Raw genomic sequence first — 21,826 nt, 5'->3', positions numbered from 1 at the left:
GCCGGGCTCGCGGCGCGGCGCCGAAGGCTTTCCGCTGCGCGGTCGTACGCGGCGCGCCGCCGTCGACTCCGACGATTTACCGGCAGCGCTGTCCCGCTGACGGTCACGATCACTGCCGCGGCGCGCCGCCGTTTCGCGTTCTGCTTTCATGATCGCCCCTTCTGGTCGCTGCCCGGTGCCACTCGTTGCACAGCCCGCAGCCGCACTGCGGCACTGCGCGGATTGCGATCGATCTCCAGAGAATCAGCGCGCTCGGCACCGCGGGTCAGCGACCTGAATCTCGGCTCGTGACCGGGCAATTCGATCGGCAGACCCACCGGGGTGCGAGAAGAGACCGCGTCCGCGAATACGTTTTTGACGAAGCGGTCCTCCAGCGACTGGTAGGCCAGCACCGCGAGGCGCCCACCGACGGCCAGCGCATCGAGCGCGGCGGGCAGCGCCGTGTGTAGTGAGTCCAGCTCGCCATTGACCGCGATGCGCAGTGCCTGAAAGGTGCGTTTGGCCGGGTGTCCTCCCGTGCGCCGGGCCGGCGCCGGAATCGCTTGGTAAAGCAAGTCGACCAGCTCACCGGTCGTGCTGAACGGGGTATGCGCGCGGCGGCGGACGACATGCGCGGCGATGCGGCGGGCAAATTTCTCTTCGCCGTACCTGTGCAGGATTCCCGCCAGCGCCGCCTGGTCGTAACTGTTCAGGATCTCGGCGGCGGTCAGCGGCGAGCCGGTGTCCATCCGCATGTCCAGCGGAGCGTCGTGGGCGTAGGAGAAACCGCGCTCGACCGAATCGAGCTGCATGGACGACACGCCGAGATCGAAGAGCAGACCGTCGATCGAACCCGTCGCGGCGACGCCCAATTCGGTTAACGCCGAGGTGATCCCGTCATAGCGGGTGTGTACCAGCGTTACCCGGCCGGCGAACCGGGCCAGCCGGGCGCCGGCGATCTCGAGGGCGCTGGAATCGCGGTCCAAGCCGATCAGCCGCAGCCCGGGTAGCGCGGTCAGCAAACGCTCCGCGTGCCCACCGGCGCCGACGGTGGCGTCGACCAGCAGTGCGCCCGATCCGTCGGACGCCTGCCGGGTGAGCGCCGGGGTGAGCAGGGTGACGCAGCGGTCGAGCAGGACTGGGATATGACCGAATTCGCCTGTGGCGTCAGGCACCACTACACCTTTCCGCCGAGAAATCCGGGGCCAGACCGGAGGAGCCCCTGCATCGAGGTCCCTGTCCGAGATCGCGAACCTGGCGCTGGGGAAGTACGTCAGGGTCGGTTCGGGCAGAGGCCACGGTGCACGGGCATGCGCCTCAGATGATGTCGCCGAGTGTTTCATCGCTGGCCGCGGAGAAGTTCTCTTCGTGGGTCTCCCGGTATTCCTGCCAAGCCCGGGCGTCCCAGATCTCGAGGTAGTCGACCGATCCGATCACCACGCAGTCCTTGGAGAGGTTGGCGTAGCGGCGATGGTCGGCAGACAGCGTGATCCGTCCCTGGGCGTCAGGGTGCTGTTCGTCGGTGCCGGCGGCGAGATTACGGAGAAACGCGCGCGCTCCGGGATTGCTTCGGGATGCCTTGCTGGCCCGGCGGGCCAGCTGTTCGAACTCTGCTCGTGGGTAGACAGCCAAGCTGTGGTCTTGACTTTTGGTGACCATCAACCCTCCTGCCAGCGCGTCGCGGAATTTGGCGGGCAGCGTCAGCCGCCCCTTGTCGTCGAGCTTGGGCGTGTAGGTGCCGAGAAACATCGCGCCACCTTCCGCCCGGGCCGCGGAGCCTTACCCCTCCGCTGTGCACCACAATACCCCACATTCCCCCACTTCGTGCCATTTGCTGTGGGTCGTTTGTGCCGATCCCCCACTGGGGTGTTCGACTCCGCCGAATGACGGTCGCCCACACCGGTGGCGGACGACAGAAAGAGCCAGCTCAACGGTCTATTAGCGTTGGTGGGGCGTTGTGGGGCACCTCAGCCCAGTGCCGGTGCAGTCAACCGGCTGATCGACGCTGCACCCGGGGTATCGACACGGCAGGCCGGTCGAGCCGAGCCGACGGAGCACCACCTGACCGCAGAGTCGGCGCAGGTGGAGCGCCTTATCGGGCCGGTGAATGAAAAACGGGGCAGCCGAAGCTACCCCGTGATGCTCGTCGAGCGTCTATTCCTCGAAACGGCGACGGAACCGGTCCTCCATCCGGCTGGTGAAAGACCCGCCACCACCCTTGGGGCGGCGCTGACGCGCTTGCGAGCCCGGACCCGACCGATCCCGCCGGCCCGACAACCGGGGGCCGGTGATCGCGTAGACGACACCGCCGAACATCACCACGAATCCCAGGACGGAAAGGATGGGAAAGCCCGCGATCATGGTGGCTTTAAAGGCCACTCCGGCGACCAGCATGCCCAGTCCAATCACGAACAGCGCCGCGCCCTGCAGTCGCCGACGCGCGGTCGGCGCGCGCAATCCACCGCCACGGACACTGGAAGCGAACTTGGGGTCCTCGGCATAGAGAGCGCTCTCGATCTGGTCAAGCATTCTCTGCTCATGATCGGAGAGTGGCATTCGTCCCTCCTTGCCGAAAGGCTCTCACGTGACTACCCGTACGTGGCTGCCCGTTTTATGGGCAACTAACACAGATGATACGAGGTCAAGGTGCGCCGTACCACCGGTTCGGTTGCCGATTCTAGCCCGGCCGGCGACGCGGGTCGGAAGACCCGAGGCGGGGGCCCCCCAGCCGCGAAGCGGCGAGGGGGCGACAGCGGCCATCGAACGAGCCGGCGGACAACACCGTCGCGGTATTGCCGGAACCCGATAATGGGAATTGAAGCCGCAGCACATCATCGAGGCGAGGAGGACACCGCGAGTTGGCGACATTCCTCATCGATCTGCTGCCTCAGGACATGCAGCTCCGTCTCGGTGACGCCCTAGGCGTCTACGTCGACGCGATGCAGTACCCGCGCGGCACGGAGAACCAGCGCGCCGCCATGTGGCTGGAGCACACCCGTCGCCGAGGTTGGCAGGCCGTGGCAGCCGTGGAAGCTGAGTGCGGCGACGACGAACTGCCGCCGGCCGCCGAACTGACGAAAGCGCGCATGCTCGGCGTGGCCTACGGCTATTGCGGCGCGCCCGATCAATGGTGGCAGCAGCAGGTGGTTCTCGGCTTGCAACGAGGCGGCTTCGACCGCCCGCAGATCGTCGAATTGATGGCCAGCTACTTCGAGTTGACCGAACTGCACATTCATCCGCGGGCGCAGGGTCGCGGGCTCGGCGAGGCGCTGGCGCGCCGCTTGCTGGCCGCACGCGGTGAGGCAAATGTGCTGCTCTCCACACCGGAAAGCAATGGCGAAGACAATCGGGCCTGGCGGTTGTACCGGCGGCTGGGCTTCACCGACATCATCCGCGGTTACCACTTCGCCGGTGACCCAAGACCGTTCGCCATTCTGGGTCGCGCACTACCGCTCCAACCTGATGGCGGCGACCCGCTTCCCCCGGCTTCCAGCCGCGCTCGCGATCGCCGCGAGCCCTGAGCCGGAACGGGTTCGCCGAGGGCAGACAGCCGGACCGCCGGCCGGTTCTGGCACGATGACGTGGTGCAAGCCAGGTTCAAGCCGCTGTCGACCGGACCGATCCGTCGTCGCCGGTTGCTGGTGATTGCGCTGCTGCTGGTGGTGGTGCCGTTAGCCGCCGGCTGCGTGCGGATCCGAGCGTCGATCACGATCTCTCCTGACGATCTGGTGTCCGGGGAGATCATCGCCGCGGCGAAGCCACGCAACGACAAGGACAACGGACCGCAGCTGGACCCCAACCTGCCGTTCAGCCAGAAAGTGGCGATCTCGAAGTACGAAGCCGACGGCTATGTGGGCTCCCAGGCGGTGTTCTCCGATCTGACCTTCGCCGAACTGCCGCAGTTGGCGCAGATGAATCCCGACGCCAACGGCGTCAGCCTCGGGCTGCGCCGAGCCGGCAATCTGGTGATCCTGGAGGGTCGGGCGGACCTGACGTCGCTGACTGACGCCGACGCTGACGTCGAACTCAGCGTCGCCTTCCCCGGTGCGGTGAGCTCGACCAACGGGACACGTGTCGACCCGAACGTTGTCCAGTGGAAGCTCAAGCCCGGCGGGGTCAGCACGATGTCGGCGCAGGCGCACTACACCGATCCCAGTACCCGTTCGTTCAACAACGCCGCGATGTGGCTGGGCATTTCGTCGTTCGTGGTTGCCGGAGTGGTGGCGCTACTGGCGTGGCTGGGGCGGGACCGCTCGCCGCGGCTGACGCCCGGCGATCAACCTGAGAGGCGGCCGCTGCACAAACGGGTCGTTACCTACCTCGAGGACCGGCTAACCTGACTCGGCCGGCACGCTGCTCGGCGACCAGTAGGCCAGCAGCTCGGCGAAGGTGTCGAAAGCCGGCCGGGAATTGCCGTAAGTCGCCTCGAGGTGAATGCTCAGCGGGTAGCCGAGGTCCGCGACACCGTCAATCACTCGCTTGTACAGGTCGACCATCAGCCGGCGCTTGTCCGCGGGTTCGCTGCCGGCCAGTTTCCTGACGAACGCCTGCTCTTCTGCCACCGCCGCGTTGCCCGGGTCCTGGATCAGCCAATTGATCAGTCCGACCCGGCTCTCCACCTTCGGCACGAACCCGAACGACAGCAGGATCTCCGGCCGGTGATCGGAGTTTTCGGCGAATTCGGCTAGAAAGCCCACGATGGTGTCGGAATACAACAGCTGAGTCAGGGCGAAGTTCGCCCCCTGATCACATTTGAAGTTGAAGCGGCCCTGCTCGCCTGCCCGGGTCGGGATCATGATGGCCCCGCGGTTGGGCACCAGGTCGCGATAGATCGACAGCGCATCGGTCGGCGCCACACCGGACCCCTCACCGTCGTTCATGGTGCGCGGCACTCCGACGAAGACGATGCCCTCGATCCCGGCGGCGGTCAGGTCGGTGAGCCGCTCCCGCAGCGAAGGCTCGTCGGAGAAGGCGGTGACCTGAGTACACAACCCGCGCACGCCGGGCAGCTGCGGTTTGATCGCCGTCCAGAACTCCAGCACGTCCAGTTTCGGCTTCATTTGGACGGGCCGGTCGTCATCCTCGGCGATGATGCCCGGAATCATCACGTGCCGGATCAGGTGGTTGAGCCCGGAGTCGGCGGAGAACCGCAGCACCTTCTGCGCCTCTTCGGTCGCCTGCTCCAAACCGCGGTCCGCGTTCGGCGGCACCAGTTCGAGGGCGATGGTGTTCAGGCTCACGGGCTGTTCCGCATCGACGACTTCCTCCAGGCCTTCCAAGTCTCGGGACGTGACCGGCGAAACGAAATCTTCTTGCCGACCGCACGGATGCTAACGTCCGCGGAGACTGTGTCGCTGCCCGGGCGAACTGGGCGCAGCTACCTCGACAGCATAATTGGGAGAAAGTGAGACCGTCGAAGCAACCGGATGTAAGCAGATTGACCTGCGACAACCTTGGTTACCCGGTCGGCTTCTACCATCTACGCTGAGTGCACTGGCCCGATCCGGCCGGAACGTGATGAAAGCGGGACACGCGAAGCAGAAAGGGGCGCCGCGCTGAGCGTCGAGGCAGCGGCAACCGTCGAGTTGGCCGGCGCTATCACCGAACACCTGCGGACCTATCTGCGTGATCGCCGCCAAGGCGCTGCGTACATCAGCGTTGGAGGCGGCGAGTACGACGGGCTGATCGGCGGCCTCGAGGAGTTCGTGCTCAGCGGAGGCAAGCGGCTGCGGCCGGTGTTCGCCTACTGGGGCTGGCGCGCCGTCGCCACCGAGGACCCCAACGCCGACGTGCTGCTGTTGTTCGCCGCGCTGGAACTGCTGCACGCCTGCGCGCTGGTGCACGACGACGTCATCGACTGCTCGGCCACTCGTCGCGGCAGGCCGACCACGCACATCAAGTACGCGGAGTTGCACCGGGGCCGGCGCTGGCAGGGCTCGGCGGATCAGTTCGGCTTGTCGGCGGCCATCCTGCTCGGCGACCTGGCGCTGTCCTGGGCTGACGACATCGTCGCTGACGTCGACCTGCCGCCGGATGCCCACCGCCGCGTCCGCCGGGTGTGGGCCGACATCCGCACCGAGGTGTTGGGTGGGCAGTACCTCGACATCGTCGCCGAGGCCAGCGGGGCTGAGTCGATCGGATCGGCGATGACGGTCAACATGTACAAGACGGCCTCCTACACCGTTTCGCGGCCGCTGCAGCTCGGAGCAGCCGCTGCCGCGGATCGCGCCGATGTTCACGCCGCCTTCCAACAGATCGGTACAGACTTAGGTGTGGCGTTCCAGCTGCGCGACGACGTCCTCGGGGTGTTCGGGGACCCGGCGGTCACCGGCAAGCCGTCCGGTGACGACTTGCGATCCGGAAAGCGCACCGTGCTGGTCGCCGAAGCGGTGCAACTGGCCGATGCCTCGGACCCGGAGACGGCCGGCTTGTTGCGCGGCTCGATGGGCACCGATCTCACCGACGCGCAAGTGCGTGAGTTGTGCGCGGTCATCGAGGACGTGGGTGCACTGGCCGCGGTCGAGGATCAGATTGCGCGGCTGACCCGGCAGGCGCTGGACACGCTGGCCGGCGCACCGATCAATGCGTCCGCCAAGGCGGGGCTGTCCGAATTGGCCCGGCTGGCCGCGAACAGGTCAGCCTGAACGCATGTCCACCCCGACGCCCACACCCACGGCGCATCCCGGTAACGCTGTCGCGGAGCGCGTATCGCGGCTGCGTGAATTCACCGCGGCACCCGAGGCCCGTCCGGCGCTGCAGGGTTTCCTGGGCGCGGTGCTGATCACTGCGGGCGGTTTGGGAGCCGGCAGCACCAAGCAGCACGACCCGTTGCTGGAGTCGCTGCAGCTGTCCTGGCTGCGCTTCGGCCACGGGCTGGTGCTGTCGTCGTTACTGCTGTGGCTGGGCGTCGGCTTGATGCTGACCGCATGGTGGCGGCTGGGCCGCCGGGTGATCGCCGGCACGGCAACCGAATACACCATGGTGGCCACCACCGGCTTCTGGCTGACGCCGCTTCTGCTCTCGGTGCCGGTGTTCAGCCGCGACACCTATTCATATTTAGCCCAGGGTGCCCTGCTGCGCGACGGACTGGACCCCTATGTGGCCACTCCGGTCGACGACCCCAATCCATTGCTGGACAACGTGAGCCCGATTTGGACGATCACCACCGCCCCCTACGGTCCGGCGTTCATTCTGGTCGCCCGCTTCATCACAATGCTGGTCGGCGACCACGTGATCGCGGGAACCATGCTGCTGCGGTTGTGCATGCTGCCCGGACTGGCCCTGCTGATCTGGGCGGCTCCCCGGATCGCCCGGCATCTGGGCGCCGACGGTCCGGCCGCACTGTGGATCTGCGTGCTCAATCCGCTGGTCATCATCCACTTGATGGGCGGAGTGCACAACGAGATGCTGATGGTGGGCGTGATGGCGGCCGGGATCGCTTTGGCTTTCGAGCGTCATCCCGTCGCCGGTGCGGCGCTCATCGCGGTGGCGGCGGCGGTCAAGGTAACGGCTGCGATCGCGCTGCCGTTCCTGGTCTGGGTGTGGATGCGTCAGCTGCGCGACCGGCGCGACTACCGGCCACCGGCGGCGTTCGCAGCAGCCGGTGCGGCGTCGGTACTGATCTTCGTCGCCGTGTTCGCGGCGTTGTCCGCGGTCGCCGGAGTGGGCCTGGGCTGGCTGACGGCGCTCGCCGGCTCGGTCAAGATCATCAACTGGCTCACGGTGCCGACGGCGACGGCCAACCTGATCCACGCCCTCGGCGGATGGTTCTTCCCGGTCAACTTCTACGCCGTTCTGCAGGTCACCCGGATCGTGGGCATCGCGATCATCGCCGTCGCGCTGCCCGCGCTGTGGTGGCGTTTCCGCGGCGACGACCGCGCCGCACTGACCGGGACCGCGTGGGCGATGCTGGTGGTGGTGTTGTTCGTGCCCGCCGCGCTGCCGTGGTACTACAGCTGGCCGCTGGCAGTCGTTGCGCCGCTCGCGCAGTCGCGGGCGGCGATGGCGGCGATCGCCGCCTTCTCGACGTGGATCATGGTGATCTTCCGGCCCGACGGAGCACACGGAATGTACTCCTGGCTACACGTCGGCCTGGCGACCGCGGCGGCGGCCCTTGCGTGGTACATGCTGTACCGGGCGCCCAGCCGACCGGAAGTCGCTGTCGCACCGGTCAATACGCCATAGCCTGCGCGCGCCGCAGGACTTCGCGCGCCTGGTGGGCGTGCAGCGCGTCAACCGGTCGGGCATTGCTCGCCGCGTCGCGTGTCCCGTCGCGGGTAATGGTCAGTGACGGGTCGGGGGTGAACAGCCAGCGGATGATCTCCGTCTCGTGGTACCCGCCGTCGTGCAGGACGACCAACAGGCCGGGCAGACTCTTGACCACCTCACCGGAGTCGGTGAAGAACAGCTGGGGCACTACCACTTCGCCGGCACGCCGCACCCCCACCAGCTGACCTTCCCGCAGCTGCTGATGCACCTTGGTGACCGGCACACCGAGCAGGTCGGCAACCCGCCGCAGATCGTAGGTGGGCTCGTGCGGGTCGAGAACGTCGTCGCCGGCCGGGATGCTGCTCACCGCGCCAAGTCTAGAACTGCCGGAACTTCGCCAGCGCAGCTTTTCCCGTTGGTCCGCGCCGCCCACTTACCATGGCCCCGTGGTGTCGGATGCGCTGGTGGGCGCAATACTGGACGACCGGTACCGGGTGGGGCCCGCCATCGCCGCCGGTGGCACCTCGACGGTGTACCGCGGTCTGGACATGCGGCTGGACCGTCCGGTGGCGCTGAAAGTGATGGATTCCCGCTACGCCGGTGACGAGCAGTTTTTGACCCGCTTCCAGATGGAAGCCCGAACCGTGGCACGGCTGAAGGATTCCGGGCTGGTCGCCGTCTACGACCAGGGGCTGGACGCGCGGCACCCCTACCTGGTGATGGAGCTGATCGAAGGCGGCACACTGCGCGAGCTGCTGACCGAACGCGGCCCGATGCCGCCACACGCCGTCGTCGCGGTGCTCCGCCCCGTCCTGAGCGGGCTGGCCGCCGCGCACCGCGCCGGTCTGGTGCACCGCGACGTCAAACCGGAGAACATCCTGATCTCAGACGACGGCGAGGTGAAGATCGCCGACTTCGGCCTGGTCCGCGCGGTCGCCGCCGCCAAGATCACCTCCAGCAGCGTCATACTCGGCACCGCGGCATATCTGTCGCCGGAGCAGGTCCGCGATGGAGACGCCAGCCCCCGCAGCGACGTGTATGCCGTTGGGATAGTCGTTTACGAGCTGCTGACCGGCCATACCCCGTTCTCCGGCGATTCGGCTCTATCGGTCGCCTACCAACGGTTGGACACCGACGTCCCGCCGCCGGGCAGCGCGATCGCGGGAGTGCCGGCGCAATTCGACGAGTTGGTCGAGTGCGCGGCGGCACGCGACCCGGCCGACCGATACGCCGACGCGCTGGAGATGCGCGCCGAGCTCGACGCGATCGCCGAGGAGTTGGATCTGCCCCGCATCCGGGTGCCGGCACCGCAGGAGTCTGCCCAGCACCGGTCGACCGCGCGATATCCCAGCCCTACCGATGAAGGTAGAACTACCGATCATCGTCCGCCGCCGGTCACCGGCCCCCCGGTACGCCACCCCACCCGTCAGCTCTCCCGACAGTGGGTCGAGGAACCCGAACCGGTAACCGGCGACGACGAATACCAGCCAGAGTCAGCCACATTCGCGGGAATCGACATCAGCGAGTTCATCTGGGCGCGTCAGCGCGCCCGGCGCATGTTGGTGGTCTGGCTGGCTGTCGTGCTGGCGTTCACCGGCCTCGTCGCCGCCGCGGCCTGGACGATCGGCAGCAATCTGAGCGGACTGCTCTAGCCGCCGCGCGAACGTGCGTGGTTGTACATCCACCCGCGGCGTGTCGTGGACAAACACGCACGCTCGGCGCGCGGTACGGGTCAGTCGCGGGTTAGTCGCGCAGCATCTCCGCGACCAGAAACGCCAGCTCCAGCGATTGCTGAGTGTTCAGCCGGGGATCGCAGGCCGTCTCGTATCGGCCGGCCAAATCGGTGTCTGAGATGTCTTGCGCCCCACCGAGACACTCAGTGACGTTCTCGCCGGTGATCTCGACGTGGATACCGCCCGGGTAGGTGCCCAATGCGCGGTGAACCTCGAAGAAGCCCTGCACTTCGTCGACGATGCGGTCGAAATGGCGGGTTTTGTACCCGGTCGATGATTCGTGGGTGTTGCCGTGCATCGGATCGCACTGCCAGACCACCTGATGACCGGTCGCTTGCACCTTCTCGATGATCGGCGGCAACAGATCGCGCACCCTGTTGTTGCCCAGCCGGCTCACCAACGTCAGCCGGCCCGGCCTGTTCTGCGGGTCAAGCCGCTCGACGTATTCGACGGCCAGCTCAGGAGTGGTCGTCGGGCCGATCTTGACGCCGATCGGGTTGGCGATCACCTCAGCCAGTGCGATATGCGCGCCGTCGAGTTGCCGGGTCCGGTCGCCGATCCACAGGTAATGCGCCGACAAGTCGAACAGTTGCGGCTCGCCTCCATCTTCGTCGGACAACCGCAGCATGGCGCGCTCGTAGTCGAGCACCAAAGCCTCGTGGCTGGCGTAGATCTCGGCGGTCTGCAGATTGCGGTCGGCCACCCCGCAGGCGCTCATGAATTTCAGGCCGCGGTCGATCTCGCCGGCCAGCGCCTCGTAACGTGCCCCGGCGGGTGATGTGCGCACGAACTCGCGGTTCCAGTCGTGCACCAGATGCAGCGACGCCAGCCCCGACGACGTCAACGCCCGCACCAGGTTCATCGCCGCGCTGGCGTTGGCGTAGGCGCGCACCAGCCGCGACGGGTCATGCTCTCGCACAGTGGCGTCCGGAGCGAAGCCATTGATCATGTCGCCGCGGTAGGACCGCAGACCCAGCGCGTCGAGCTCGGCCGACCTCGGCTTGGCGTACTGGCCGGCGATACGGGCCACCTTGACCACCGGCAGGCTCGCGCCGTAGGTCAAGACCACCGCCATCTGCAGCAGCGCGCGGATATTGGCTCGGATGTGCGGTTCGGTGTTGTCGACGAAGGTTTCCGCGCAGTCACCGCCTTGCAGCAGAAACGCCTCGCCCCGGGCGACCTGGGCCAGCTGGGCCTGCAGTCGCACGATCTCGGACGGCACCGTCACCGGCGGCACGCTCTCGAGCACCGTGCGCATCGCTTCGGCCTGGTCGGCGGGCCAACTGGGCTGCTGTGCAGCCGGTTTGGTCAGCGCGGCGTCCAGTCGGCTACGCAGCTCCGTCGGCAGCGGCGGCAGCGGCGGCAGCTGCTCGATCGGTACGTCGACGGTCCAGTTCACCCATCCATGGTAACCGGGCGCCGCAGCCGCTTGACTAGGGCGAACGGCTACTTGCCGGCCACACCCTGCGATGTGATGACCTGATAGCGCCGTAGCTGGTCGCGGGCGTCGACCAGGGCATCATGCGCGTCGCGGGGCCGCGGCGGCAGCTTGGGACTGCCCCGGTCCTCCCAGAGCTGCCGGAGTTCATGGGTGAACCGCGGCATCAGCGGCGGCAGGTGGGTCATCGGGCCCCACAGCTGGCACAACACGACATGGTCGTAGGCGGCGATCCAGGCCCACAGCTCGATGGGCTCGTCGCCGTCGATGTCGAAGAACGTCTCGAGGTCCGAGCGGATCTGGGCGCGCGAGCGCCACAACCGCGAAGCCGGCGGCGGCAACTTGGGCAATACGTGGGTGCGAACCCAGCTGCCGGCTCGCTCGGGATTGAACTCAGAAGACACCGCGTAATACTCGCGGCCATCCTCGGCGACCACTCCGATCGAGATCAGGTCGATGGTGCTGCCGTCTTCGATGAATTCGGTGTCGTAAAAATATCGCACGAGCCGGCTATTCACCGCCGGCGGCGACAGACTGCAGCACGCCTTCCGGCGGCGGCGCGGCGTGCACCTCCCGGTCCAGCTCGGCGTTCACCGCTCGCTCGTCGGGACGACTCGGCGTACCCGCAATCACGTTCTGCAGCCACAGCTTGGCTCGGATTACGGGGCGGCGCAGGCTGCGTTCGCGCTCCACGGCGCGTTCCATCTTGTCCGGCTGCGAGGTGTACCGCCAGCGGGCCCACGGCGCATGCGGACGCGACAACCGAATAGCCGCAATGAACAGCAGCACGACGAAGAACATGCCGATCAGACCGGTCCACACCTTGCCTTTGAGCAGGACCAGGATCGCCAGCGGCGGGGTCAGCACCATTCCGGCGACTACAGCGGACCGAAGCACCGGCGAGTGAGTCGTGTCCTGCCAGAGCGCGAGGAAGAACATCAGCGGATGCAGCCCCAGCACCAGCAGCCCTCCCACCGCGACGGCGGCGAACACCGCGTCCACCGAGCTGCGGCCGTCCTCTTCCCAGTAGACGTCGGAAAGGTGCAGTATCAGCGCGTACTCGTCGAGCACCAGCGCCGCCCCGATACCGAAGAAGATCGCGGCGCCGGTGGCCTCCAGCTGGTTGCCGTTTGTGGACAGCGCCACCAGCGTCACCCCGGACGCCATCACCATGACCACTCCGACGACGACGTGGTGAATGTGCTTCGATCCGATGTGGACGTTGCGCGGTTCCCACCACCGCAGCGGCCGACCGGCGGCCGCGCAGTAGCGGATGTACCGCGCGAAGCTGCGGGTAATGGCAAACGTCACGATGAAGGCGATAAGGCACAACAGCAGCGGCAGCCGACCCCGGCCGATGATGTCCACCTGCAACCAATGCAGCACCACCAAAAAGTACGCCCATTCGCGTCCGCCATCCCGCGGGGCGCGCCATAGGCACCGATAGTCTGTTCGCCGACATGAATACCTGGCAGTCGCCCGACGTGGGCAGTCGGCGCAGACGGGCAGCGGTACGGCGGTCTGCCACCTGGGCGTTGCTTTGGCTGCTGGCCGTCCTGGAGATGAGCCGGGCCGCCGGGCAGCTGTTCCGGCACATCCCCTACCGCATCGACGTCGACGTCTACCGGATGGGCGCGCAGGCCTGGCTGCATGACCGGCCGCTATACGCCAATGGCGTGCAGTTTCACACGCCGACCGGGTTGAACCTGCCGTTCACCTACCCGCCGTTGGCGGCCATCGTGTTCTGCCCCTTCGCCTGGTTGGGTATGCCGACCGCCAGCATCGTGATCACCTGCGTGAATCTGGCGCTGCTGATCGTCTCGATATCCATCCTGTTGACCAGCCTCGACGTGTGGTCCTCGACACGCTGGCTGGTCGGGCCGACGTGGTTGCGGCGGTTATGGCTGACCCTCACGGTGGTGGCTGCCTCGGCGATCTGGCTGGAGCCCATCAAGTCCAATTTCGCGTTCGGGCAGATCAACGTGGTGCTGATGACGCTGGTCGTCGCCGACTGCCTGCCGCGCCGCACCTCGTGGCCGCGCGGTCTGCTGCTGGGCGTGGGAATCGCCGTGAAACTCACCCCGGCGGTGTTCCTGCTTTACTTCCTGCTGCGTCGCGACAGGCGGGCGGTGTTGACCGCGCTGGGGTCTTTCGCCGCCGCCACGGCGGCCGGTTTCTTATTGGCCTGGAGCGACTCCTGGGAATACTGGACGCACACGGTGAGCAAGACCGACCGGATCGGCTCGGCGACGTTGAACACCAATCAGAACATCGCGGGCGTGCTGGCCCGCCTCGGCCTCGGCGAACATGACCGCTTTCTGCTGTGGGTGGCGGGTTGCTTCCTGGTGCTGGCAGCGACGGTATGGGCGACGCGGCGGGTTCTGCGTGCCGGAGAACCGGCGTTGGCGGTGAGCTGTGTGGCCTTGTTCGGGCTGGTGGTGTCGCCGGTGTCGTGGTCGCACCACTGGGTGTGGATGCTGCCGGCGGTTCTGGTCACCGCTGTGCTGGCCTACCGGCGACGCAACGCCGCTTTGGGTGTGGTCAGCGCGGCCGGACTGGCGTTGATGGTGTGGACGCCCATCGATCTCATGGTCAAGCATCACGAGACGGCTGCGACGCTGTGGCGTCAACTGGTGGGCGCGTCCTATGTGTGGTGGGCACTGGGCACCATCGTCGCCGCCGGAGTGACCTTCGTGGACCGCACCGCGGCACCGCCGGCGCCGGTTTTCCATCCAGTGCCGGCGTCGCCGCTGGCCTTGGCCTCGGACTGATCGAGCCCGTGTGGACGGCGCCGTACGGATCCGTGGCGGCGACCCGCTAGCCCGCTGCCGTCTCCGGGATGCGGTCGAGCTCGTCCTGGGACGGGGCGCTGTCGCCGTGCTCCTTGAGGCTGGCGGCGTAGATGTCGACGTACTCCTGACCGGAAAGGCCCATCAGCTCGTAGATGACCTCGTCGGTGACGGCCCGCTCGATGAAATGGTTGCCGGCCAAGCCCTCGAACCGGGAGAAGTCCATCGGCTTGCCGAATCGGACGACGACCCGGCCAAATCGCAGCATTTTCCTGCCGGGCGGGTTGACGACGTTGGTGCCGATCATCGCCACCGGTATCACCGGTACGCCGGTGTGCAGCGCAAGTCGCGCCAGCCCGGTTTTGCCTTTGTACAGCCGGCCGTCAGGGGAACGGGTGCCTTCGGGATACATGCCCAGCAATTTGCCCTCCGCCAGCACCCGGGTGGCGGTTACCAACGCCGCCTTGGCACTGTCGCCGCTGCTGCGGTCGATCGGAATCTGCCCGGTACTGCCGTAGAACCAGCGCAAGATCGCACCTTTGAGTCCGGTGCCGGTGAAGTACTCCTGCTTCGCCAGGAAAGTGATCCGACGCGGCGAGACCAGCGGCAAGTAGAGGCTGTCCGCTACAGCCAAGTGGTTGCTCGCCAGGATCGCTGGACCCGAGCGCGGAAGATTTTCCAAACCTTCTACTTTCGGACGCCCGAGCAGGGTGAACAACCAGCCCATGAAGACGTACTTCATCAGCCAGTACCACATGGACCCTCCCGGCTCCCGAAACCCGATGGTGTTCTGGACAACTGTACCGACCAGGTGTGAATGCAACCACAGGGTCACAGCGACTTCTCAGTCGTCCACCGTGATCGGTATCGGCTGGTAGCGGGTCCTGCTGGCGCCGTTGTCCGCCGGCCCGGAAGCCTCGTCGCCGCCCGGTGGCGGTTGCCCGGAATTGTCGCCGGACTTGTCTCCGGGCTTTTCTAAGTCGTCGATGAGCACACGGACCACCGACAGCAGCGAAACACTGTGATCAGCGATGACGGTCAGCAACGGGTGCTGTTCACCGGTCACCAGCGCGGCCAGCGCGCAGACCGGGCACCACACCTGCTGACATCGCGCAGGACCGCCGGCCAAGGCCCGGGCCGCCGCCGCGCGTACCCCCGGATCGATCCCGTCCAGGATGGCCTGCGCGAGCTTCCGCAGTTCCGGACCCACGTCGCGGTGAATGGTCACTTCGGCCACACCTCCGGATCCGGTCGAAAACGTACGGTCAGCCGACTACCTCGCAGGCTCGCGTTGGACACCGTGCAGCGCCGCAGCACCGACGCCAACCGAACCCTGCGCCGCATCCCGCCGGCACTGATGATCAAGTCGTCGTCGACCCGGCCGAGGCTGAGCGCACCGGCATCGAGTTGCGGCAACTCTATCCGCATCCGGTACACCGATCCCAACCCCGAACCCGATTCCAGGTCGACCACTGGACGCAGCGGGCCGGGCAGAGGTGATCCGTCGCGCCGACGCGCGTTGTGCAGCAGTTCGCTCAGCGCCTTGGGGCCGATCGGCTCGCCGGCCAGATGCGGCGTCAACACCAGCGCGACGTCACCGACGGTGGCGTCAAGCTGTTTGAGGACAGTCTGTTGCTCGCAGATACGTTCGGCATACCAGGCGAACGCCGGGTGCGCGGGCAGGTTCCGATATTCGTACGAATCATCTTGCACCAAAACCTGATTGACGATCAGCTGTTCGACACGAACGCCCATCAGCACCAACGAGCCCAGCGTGCGGACCGCCTCGGCCGCCACCACTCGCTCCGGTGTCAACACCAGATGCGCCCCGACCACCGCGTCGTCGGTCAACAGTGCGCTGAGCTGCTCGACACCGGCGGTGATGCGCTCCAGCAGTTGCACCACGGCGGCCGACCTGGTGTCGTCCGACGCGGCACCGAGCCGACGATGCCGCGGCCAGGCGCGCTCCACGTACAGCGCGAAGGTGGCGGGCAAGGTCAACATCCGCAACGCATCGGCGGTCGACGCGCAGTCGACGACCACGTGATCCCACTGGCCGGCGGCGGCCAGTTCACCGACCTCGTGCAGGCCGAGCACTTCCTGAATGCCGGGCAGTGCCGAAAGCTCCTCCGGAGCAATCGAACTCAGCTCTGATTCCGGGAAGCGCTGATCCAGCGCGTCGACGATCTCGCGCCAGCGCGCCTCGAGCAGCGCCAGCGTGTCCAGGGCAAGCGCGTCGAGGAAGCCGCCACCCAGTTCCGCTTTCCCGGTTTCCCCTCCTGTTGCGAGGTCGGCGAGCACTCGGACCGGCTCGCGCCGGCCGCTCGGTGGCACCGCGATGCCCAGCACGTCGCCGAGCGAGTGCGCCTGGTCCGTGGAAACCAGCAGCACCCGCTGACCGGCCCGTGCGCCACCGACGGCGCTGGCGGCCGCGAGGGTGGACTTTCCTACCCCGCCCTTGCCGACGAAAAGACTTATTCGCGCGAGAGCGGGCGTGGCGGGAGCACTCAGGCCTCGACTCGTTTCTTCAGATCCTTCAACGCGGTGTCGGTCAGCCTGCGTTCCGCCTTGCGCTTCAACAGCCCGATCATCGGAATGGCCAGGTCAACCGTGAGTTCATAGGTGACATCGGTGCCTGACCCCTTGGGCGACAACCGGTACACACCGTCAAGAGATTTCAGCAGCGAACTGGAGACCAGCGACCACCGCACCGACTTGTGGTCGTTCGGCCAGTCGTAAGTCAGCACCAGGGTGTCTTTGAGGACGTTGGTGTCGAGCACCAACCGGGCCACCTTCGGGTAACCGTCGGCGTCGGCCTCGAGGACCTCGGCCTCTTTGTACTCCGAGACCCAGTCGGGGTAGGAGCCGATGTCGGCGATGACGTCCATCACCGTGCCTGGGTCCGCGTCTATGTAGATGGTCTGCGCCGTCTTTTCCGCCACCTGGTTGCTTCCCTCTTCCCCCGCAAGCTCCCCCGCGAGCGGGTCGGTTAGGGAGTGCCCCTAGCCCTTCCGCAGAAACGGTACTCCCCGCGCCGAGCCGGACCGCCTAAAACATCGGAGAAACCCCAACCGGGCGCGAACTTTCCAGCGCCGACTTGACTTCGAAGGCCATGTTCTTCCCGGCGACGCGGCGGCGGTGCGTCATCTTCGCCAGGTTCATCTTGGCCAGCTGCCATGCCGAGACGCCGGACGGCTCAGCGTGCAGGAAATAATGCAGAAGCACGCCGTCGAGCACCGGTTCCAGCCAGATCTCCATGGTGCCCGTCAGCGCGCCGGTCACCGCCCACCTGACTCCTAACGCGCCGCGGTCTTCGACCACCTGGAGCCGCAGGTCAGGCCACCACCTCAGCCAGCTCGCGCGGTCGGCGACCGCTTTGCCGACGCGTGCCGGATCAGCCGCCACGAACGTCTCGTCGGCGACCTGGATGCTGTGCATCGGCACAGCTTCACACACCGCCGGGCGGGCGCACACCGCGGCCCATACCTGTGTGGATTCGCATTAATCACACGTGGCGACCCGCTGCGCCCGGCTCCGCCGCGCTTGCGATCGCCACTAAGCACACGTGGCGACCCGCTGCGCCCGGCTCCGCCGCGCTTGCGATCGCCACTAGGCTTAAGAGCCAGCCAGCCGGCTCCCCGGACACATCAAGCGAGGTCAAAGCGTGCGTGAGCTCAGCGTAGCCGCCCCATTCCCCGTCGGCGAGCAAGACAGCGTCGTCTCCGCCGTCTTCGAGCACGAGCGTGACGATCCCGACTTCGTGATCTTCCAGCGGCTTGTCGACGGAACGTGGACAGACGTCACTTGCGCTGCTGCTGCTGCTGAGATTCGTTCCACCGCATTGGGTTTGATCGCGCTCGGTGTCCAGGCCGGCGATCGGGTCGCCATCTTGTCGGCGACCCGCTATGAGTGGCCGATCCTCGACTTCGCCATCTTGTCGGTGGGCGCTGTGACCGTCCCGATCTACGAGACGTCGTCCGCCGAGCAGGTGCGCTGGGTGCTGGAGGACTCCGAGGCGGTGCTGCTGTTCGCCGAAACCGACGCCCACGCCACCCTGGTGGCCGAACTCGCCGGCCAGTTGCCTGCGCTGCGCCGGGTGCTGCACATCGACGGCTCGGGCCCTAAAGCGCTGGACGTGCTGGCGCAGGAAGGCGCGCCGGTCGACGCGAGCGAGGTGACTGCCCGCGTCGGCGGCTTACGCGCGGCGGATCCGGCCACGCTGATCTACACCTCGGGTACCACCGGGCGGCCGAAGGGTTGCCAACTGACCCATTCGAACCTCTTCTACGAAACTCGGGGCACCAAGGAGGCGCTGCCGACCCTGCTGGTCAAAGGTGAGCGGCTGTTGGTTTTCCTGCCATTGGCGCACGTGCTGTCCCGCGCGCTGACCATGGCGGCTTTCAGCAGCAAACTCACCGTCGGCTTCACCAGTGACATCAAGAACCTGGTGCCGATGCTGGCGGTGTTCAAGCCGACCGTTGTGGTGTCGGTGCCGCGGGTATTCGAGAAGGTGTACAACACCGCCGCCCAGAACGCCGCCAACGACGGCAAAGGCCGCATCTTCAAGATCGCCGCGCAGACCGCCGTCGACTACAGCGAAGCCCAGGACCAAGGCGGTCCGGGCTTGGGGCTGCGGGCCAAGCACGCGGTGTTCGATCGGCTGGTCTACGGCAAGCTGCGCGCGGCGCTGGGCGGTGACTGCCACGCAGCCATTTCCGGCGGTGCTCCCCTGGGCGCCAGGCTGGGCCACTTCTACCGCGGCATCGGCCTGACCATCTACGAGGGTTACGGGCTGACCGAGACCAGCGCGGCGATCACCGTCAACCAGATCAACGGCTTGAAGATCGGCACGGTCGGAAAGCTGGTCCCCGGCAACAGCATGCGGATCGCCGACGACGGTGAGCTGCAGGTGCGCGGTGGCGTCGTGTTCAGCGGCTACTGGCGTAACGAGCAGGCCACCGACGAGGCTTTCGACGACGGATGGTTCAAGACCGGCGACCTGGGCGCGGTTGACGAAGACGGGTTCTTGACGATCACCGGCCGCAAGAAGGAGATCATCGTCACCGCCGGCGGCAAGAACGTCGCGCCTGCCGTGCTTGAAGACCAGTTGCGGGCGCACGCGCTGATCAGCCAGGCGATGGTGGTCGGCGATGCCAAGCCGTTCGTCGGGGCGCTGATCACGATCGACCCCGAGGCCTTCGAAGCCTGGAAGCAGCGCAACAGCAAGGCCGCCGGCACGTCGGTGGGCGACCTGGTCGCCGACCCTGACCTGGTCGCTGAGGTGGACGCGGCCGTCAAACAAGCCAACCTGTCGGTGTCGCACGCCGAATCGATCCGCAAGTTCCGCATCCTGCCGGTCGACTTCACCGAAGACACCGGGGAACTGACTCCGACGATGAAGGTGAAGCGCAAAGTGGTGGCCGAGAAGTTCGCACCCGAGATCGAGGCCATCTACACGACGAACTGACGCCGCAGACGACGTCAGCGCTCGCCGGTCAGCATCGCAATCGACTGGCGCAGCTGCTGTTCGGGCGGTGCCGGCGGCAATGAAGAAACGGGCGCACCGGGAGTGGCGGCGAACCCGTCGAGCATCAGCGCGGCGAAGCGACGCCAGGCATCGGGGGCGGAGTGACCGGTGGCCCTCAGCACGCCGGCATTCGCCAGCAGCATGACGACGATGTCGGCCACCACCACGTCGGGCCGCAGACTGCCCTCGCGCTGTGCTCGTTCGATCAGCACCTTGAGCTTGTCGACGCCCTCATTGGTGCGCTGCTCGACGACGCTGCTGGCCGGAAACGCCGTCGTCAACAAGTCGCGCATACCCGCGTCGGTTGCCTGCAACCTGCACAGCTCAAAGATCAGCATCCGGAAACCGTCCCAGGCCTGCGGGTCGGTGAGCGCCCGGTCGACGGCGGTGGTGAAGCGGGAGATGTTGCGTTCGAACGCAGCCGTCGCGAGGTCGGCGCGGGTGGGAAAGCGCCGATACAACGTCGCCACCCCGACGCCGGCTCGGCCGGCGATCTCCTCCAGCGGCACGGACAGGCCTCGCTCGGCGAACAACTCGGCGGCCGCGGCCAGGATCCGGTCCCGGTTCAACTGCGCATCGGCGCGAAGTGGCCTGGCTCGCTTCGTGCGCTGCGTTGCGCCTGAAATCACAGCCTCAGCCTAGCCACAGAAGTGGAAGAGCGCATCCACTTACGCCTACCGTGGTTCAGGTAAGTGGTAGTTGTCCTCCACATAAATGGATCGGAGCAATTTCATGGCTGTCACCCTCTCTACGGCGGAGCCGACGCAGCTCGGCGGCCGCCAGACACAGGGCCGCCACTCGACGCAGGGCCACCCCTGGTGGACGCTGGCCGCGGCCTGCGTCGGGGTCATCATGGTGGGTCTCGACGCCTCCGTCGTGGCCATCGCCAACCCGCGCATCGCCGCGGACCTGCACGCGTCGCTGACGGACCTGCAGTGGATCACCGATGCCTACATGCTCGCCCTGGCGTCGCTGCTGATCTTCGGCGGCAATCTCGCCGACCGATATGGCCGCCGGTTGGTCTTCTTCGTCGGCGTCGCCGGATTCGCCGCGACGTCGGTGGGCATTGGCCTGATTGGCACAGTCGGCGGTGTCATCACCTTGCGTGCCCTACAGGGTGTCTTCGGCGCCCTGCTGATGCCGAGCACTCTGGCGATCGTGCGCGCCGCATTCCCGCGGGAGAAGCTGAACACCGCTGTCGGGATGTGGGCCGGCGCATCCGGTGTCTCCATCGCCGCCGGCCCGATCGTCGGCGGACTATTGGTCGAGCACGTCAACTGGCAGTCCGTCTTCTACATCAACGCACCGATCGGGGTTGCCGCGCTGTTGCTGGGCGCGCTGGCCGTCGTCGAAAGCCGCAGCGCCGGCTCGCGCCGCCTCGACATTCCCGGTATCGCCACCCTTTCCGGTGGGCTGTTCCTACTCGTGTTCGGCCTCATCAAAGCCCAGAACTGGGGCTGGCTGGCCGGTCGCACGCTGATGTTCCTGCTCCTGGGCCTCGCGGTGATCGCGGTGTTCGTGCTGATCGAGCTGCGCAGCTCTGAGCCGCTGCTGCCGATGCGGCTGTTCGCGAATCGGTCGCTGGCAGTGGGCACCGCGGTGGTCGTCGTCAACTTCTTCGCGTTGTTCGGTGCAGTGTTCTTCATGTCGCTGTATCTGCAGAACGTGCACGGCTTCAGTCCGGTCACCACTGGTGTTCGGACACTTCCGCTGAGTGTGGCGTTGATGGTGACGGCGCCGCTCAGCGGATTGCTCACCAACAAGTTCGGGCCGCGCCCGGCCATGGTGATCGGACTGGCAGCCGTCGCCGCCGGGCTGACCGTGCTGGCCTACTTGCACGCCGACTCCGGCTACCAGGCCCTGTGGCCGCCGTTCGCGCTGCTCGGCGCCGGCATCGGGCTGGTGATCACGGCCAGCCTGGACGCCATTGTCGGCAATGCCGAGGTCGACGACGCCGGGGTGGCCGGCGGTCTGCAGTCCACCGCGCTGCAATTGGGCGGCGTGCTCGGCACCACGATCCTGGGTTCGGTGGTGTCCAGCCGGGTGGGCTCGGTGCTTGTCGATCGACTCACCTCCGCCGGTACTCCGCCGCCGCTGGCAACCAAGCTGGCCGAGGCCAAGGAGCTGGTGGCGCAAGGCGTGGTGCCGACGA

The 21,826-nt window shown here is 66.8% G+C and carries 21 protein-coding genes and 1 pseudogene; 8 read left to right on the top strand and 14 right to left on the bottom strand.

Translation table 11 applies throughout. The features are described from left to right. Positions 1-146 precede the first annotated feature (146 nt). The 3 genes from rsmH to WA317_RS09880 form a co-directional block, all read right to left on the bottom strand. The gene (gene rsmH / locus WA317_RS09890) at positions 147-1,322 is read right to left on the bottom strand and encodes a 16S rRNA (cytosine(1402)-N(4))-methyltransferase RsmH (protein ID WP_425172857.1); all 1,176 of its coding nucleotides are present in this window, start codon (positions 1,320-1,322) and stop codon (positions 147-149) included. Further along, entirely contained in the window at positions 1,297-1,728 is a 432-nt protein-coding gene (mraZ, locus tag WA317_RS09885) for a division/cell wall cluster transcriptional repressor MraZ (protein ID WP_425172856.1), read from the bottom strand. Before mraZ ends, rsmH begins: the two co-directional genes overlap by 26 nt. A 405-nt stretch (positions 1,729-2,133) precedes the next feature. Then, on the bottom strand, positions 2,134-2,535 hold the full coding sequence (locus WA317_RS09880; protein ID WP_425172855.1) for a DUF3040 domain-containing protein: 402 nt from the start codon (positions 2,533-2,535) through the stop codon (positions 2,134-2,136). Between the two features lie 302 nt (positions 2,536-2,837). On the opposite strand from WA317_RS09880, the pseudogene WA317_RS09875 reads away from it, so the two are divergent. Next, a pseudogene (locus WA317_RS09875) lies at positions 2,838-3,434 on the top strand (GNAT family N-acetyltransferase); the annotation flags it as partial. 165 nt (positions 3,435-3,599) lie between these two features. After that, on the top strand, positions 3,600-4,319 hold the full coding sequence (locus WA317_RS09870; RefSeq protein ID WP_425172860.1) for an LppM family (lipo)protein: 720 nt from the start codon (positions 3,600-3,602) through the stop codon (positions 4,317-4,319). On the opposite strand, the gene WA317_RS09865 is transcribed toward WA317_RS09870, so the two are convergent. Further along, positions 4,311-5,219 carry a mycobacterial-type methylenetetrahydrofolate reductase gene (locus WA317_RS09865; protein WP_425172854.1) on the bottom strand — a complete coding sequence of 303 codons (909 nt, stop codon included), beginning with the start codon at positions 5,217-5,219 and terminating at the stop codon, positions 4,311-4,313. The genes WA317_RS09870 and WA317_RS09865 overlap by 9 nt on opposite strands. A gap of 345 nt (positions 5,220-5,564) precedes the next feature. On the opposite strand from WA317_RS09865, the gene idsA2 reads away from it, so the two are divergent. Both idsA2 and WA317_RS09855 read left to right on the top strand, forming a co-directional pair. Further along, positions 5,565-6,623 carry a bifunctional (2E,6E)-farnesyl/geranyl diphosphate synthase gene (gene idsA2, locus WA317_RS09860; protein WP_425172853.1) on the top strand — a complete coding sequence of 353 codons (1,059 nt, stop codon included), beginning with the start codon at positions 5,565-5,567 and terminating at the stop codon, positions 6,621-6,623. A gap of 4 nt (positions 6,624-6,627) precedes the next feature. Further along, positions 6,628-8,163 (top strand): alpha-(1->6)-mannopyranosyltransferase A, encoded by a 1,536-nt coding sequence (locus WA317_RS09855; protein WP_425172852.1) that lies wholly within the window; start codon positions 6,628-6,630, stop codon positions 8,161-8,163. Here WA317_RS09855 and WA317_RS09850 read toward each other — a convergent pair. After that, complete coding sequence (locus WA317_RS09850) at positions 8,150-8,554, bottom strand: Rv2175c family DNA-binding protein (protein WP_425172851.1); 405 nt, start codon at positions 8,552-8,554, stop codon at positions 8,150-8,152. The two genes, WA317_RS09855 and WA317_RS09850, sit on opposite strands and share 14 nt — an antisense overlap. Before the next feature lie 79 nt (positions 8,555-8,633). Between WA317_RS09850 and WA317_RS09845 the strand changes: the two genes are divergently transcribed. Continuing rightward, a complete protein-coding gene (locus WA317_RS09845; RefSeq protein ID WP_425172850.1) occupies positions 8,634-9,839 on the top strand; it encodes a protein kinase domain-containing protein in 1,206 nt (401 codons plus the stop codon). A gap of 91 nt (positions 9,840-9,930) precedes the next feature. On the opposite strand, the gene WA317_RS09840 is transcribed toward WA317_RS09845, so the two are convergent. From WA317_RS09840 to WA317_RS09830, 3 genes are read right to left on the bottom strand one after another with little or no spacing between them, the layout of a single operon-like run. Beyond that, a complete protein-coding gene (locus tag WA317_RS09840; protein ID WP_425172849.1) occupies positions 9,931-11,319 on the bottom strand; it encodes a class II 3-deoxy-7-phosphoheptulonate synthase in 1,389 nt (462 codons plus the stop codon). Between the two features lie 47 nt (positions 11,320-11,366). Continuing rightward, positions 11,367-11,861 carry a polyadenylate-specific 3'-exoribonuclease AS gene (locus tag WA317_RS09835; RefSeq protein ID WP_425172848.1) on the bottom strand — a complete coding sequence of 165 codons (495 nt, stop codon included), beginning with the start codon at positions 11,859-11,861 and terminating at the stop codon, positions 11,367-11,369. Positions 11,862-11,868: 7 nt separating this feature from the next. Beyond that, positions 11,869-12,750 (bottom strand): hypothetical protein, encoded by an 882-nt coding sequence (locus tag WA317_RS09830; protein ID WP_425172847.1) that lies wholly within the window; start codon positions 12,748-12,750, stop codon positions 11,869-11,871. 68 nt (positions 12,751-12,818) lie between these two features. Here WA317_RS09830 and WA317_RS09825 point away from each other — a divergent pair, with 68 nt between their 5' ends. Continuing rightward, positions 12,819-14,129: a glycosyltransferase 87 family protein gene (locus WA317_RS09825; protein ID WP_425172846.1), complete on the top strand. Its 1,311-nt coding sequence runs from the start codon at positions 12,819-12,821 to the stop codon at positions 14,127-14,129. A 46-nt stretch (positions 14,130-14,175) separates the two neighbouring features. Here WA317_RS09825 and WA317_RS09820 read toward each other — a convergent pair whose 3' ends face one another. The 5 genes from WA317_RS09820 to WA317_RS09800 all read right to left on the bottom strand — a co-directional run bounded on the left by WA317_RS09820 (position 14,176) and on the right by WA317_RS09800 (position 17,585). Continuing rightward, complete coding sequence (locus WA317_RS09820; RefSeq protein WP_425172859.1) at positions 14,176-14,904, bottom strand: lysophospholipid acyltransferase family protein; 729 nt, start codon at positions 14,902-14,904, stop codon at positions 14,176-14,178. A gap of 87 nt (positions 14,905-14,991) precedes the next feature. Then, positions 14,992-15,384, bottom strand: a complete 393-nt coding sequence (locus WA317_RS09815; RefSeq protein WP_425172845.1) for a hypothetical protein — start codon at positions 15,382-15,384, stop codon at positions 14,992-14,994. After that, positions 15,372-16,658 (bottom strand): ArsA family ATPase, encoded by a 1,287-nt coding sequence (locus tag WA317_RS09810; protein WP_425172858.1) that lies wholly within the window; start codon positions 16,656-16,658, stop codon positions 15,372-15,374. The genes WA317_RS09815 and WA317_RS09810 overlap by 13 nt, the downstream gene beginning before the upstream one ends. After that, the gene (locus tag WA317_RS09805) at positions 16,655-17,089 is read right to left on the bottom strand and encodes an SRPBCC family protein (protein WP_425172844.1); all 435 of its coding nucleotides are present in this window, start codon (positions 17,087-17,089) and stop codon (positions 16,655-16,657) included. The genes WA317_RS09810 and WA317_RS09805 overlap by 4 nt, the downstream gene beginning before the upstream one ends. A gap of 106 nt (positions 17,090-17,195) precedes the next feature. Continuing rightward, the gene (locus WA317_RS09800) at positions 17,196-17,585 is read right to left on the bottom strand and encodes a polyketide cyclase / dehydrase and lipid transport (protein WP_425172843.1); all 390 of its coding nucleotides are present in this window, start codon (positions 17,583-17,585) and stop codon (positions 17,196-17,198) included. Positions 17,586-17,811: 226 nt separating this feature from the next. Between WA317_RS09800 and WA317_RS09795 the strand changes: the two genes are divergently transcribed. After that, positions 17,812-19,614 (top strand): AMP-dependent synthetase/ligase, encoded by a 1,803-nt coding sequence (locus tag WA317_RS09795; protein WP_425172842.1) that lies wholly within the window; start codon positions 17,812-17,814, stop codon positions 19,612-19,614. Positions 19,615-19,628: 14 nt separating this feature from the next. Here WA317_RS09795 and WA317_RS09790 read toward each other — a convergent pair whose 3' ends face one another. Further along, the gene (locus tag WA317_RS09790; RefSeq protein WP_425172841.1) at positions 19,629-20,303 is read right to left on the bottom strand and encodes a TetR/AcrR family transcriptional regulator; all 675 of its coding nucleotides are present in this window, start codon (positions 20,301-20,303) and stop codon (positions 19,629-19,631) included. 103 nt (positions 20,304-20,406) lie between these two features. Between WA317_RS09790 and WA317_RS09785 the strand changes: the two genes are divergently transcribed. After that, on the top strand, positions 20,407-21,826 hold a 1,420-nt coding region (locus tag WA317_RS09785; RefSeq protein WP_425172840.1), incomplete at its 3' end, for an MFS transporter.

Origin of the sequence: Mycobacterium sp. (assembly GCF_049802695.1) — a bacterium.
Classification (GTDB): Bacteria; Actinomycetota; Actinomycetes; order Mycobacteriales; family Mycobacteriaceae; genus Mycobacterium.
This window is presented reverse-complemented; position numbering and strand designations above follow the sequence as displayed.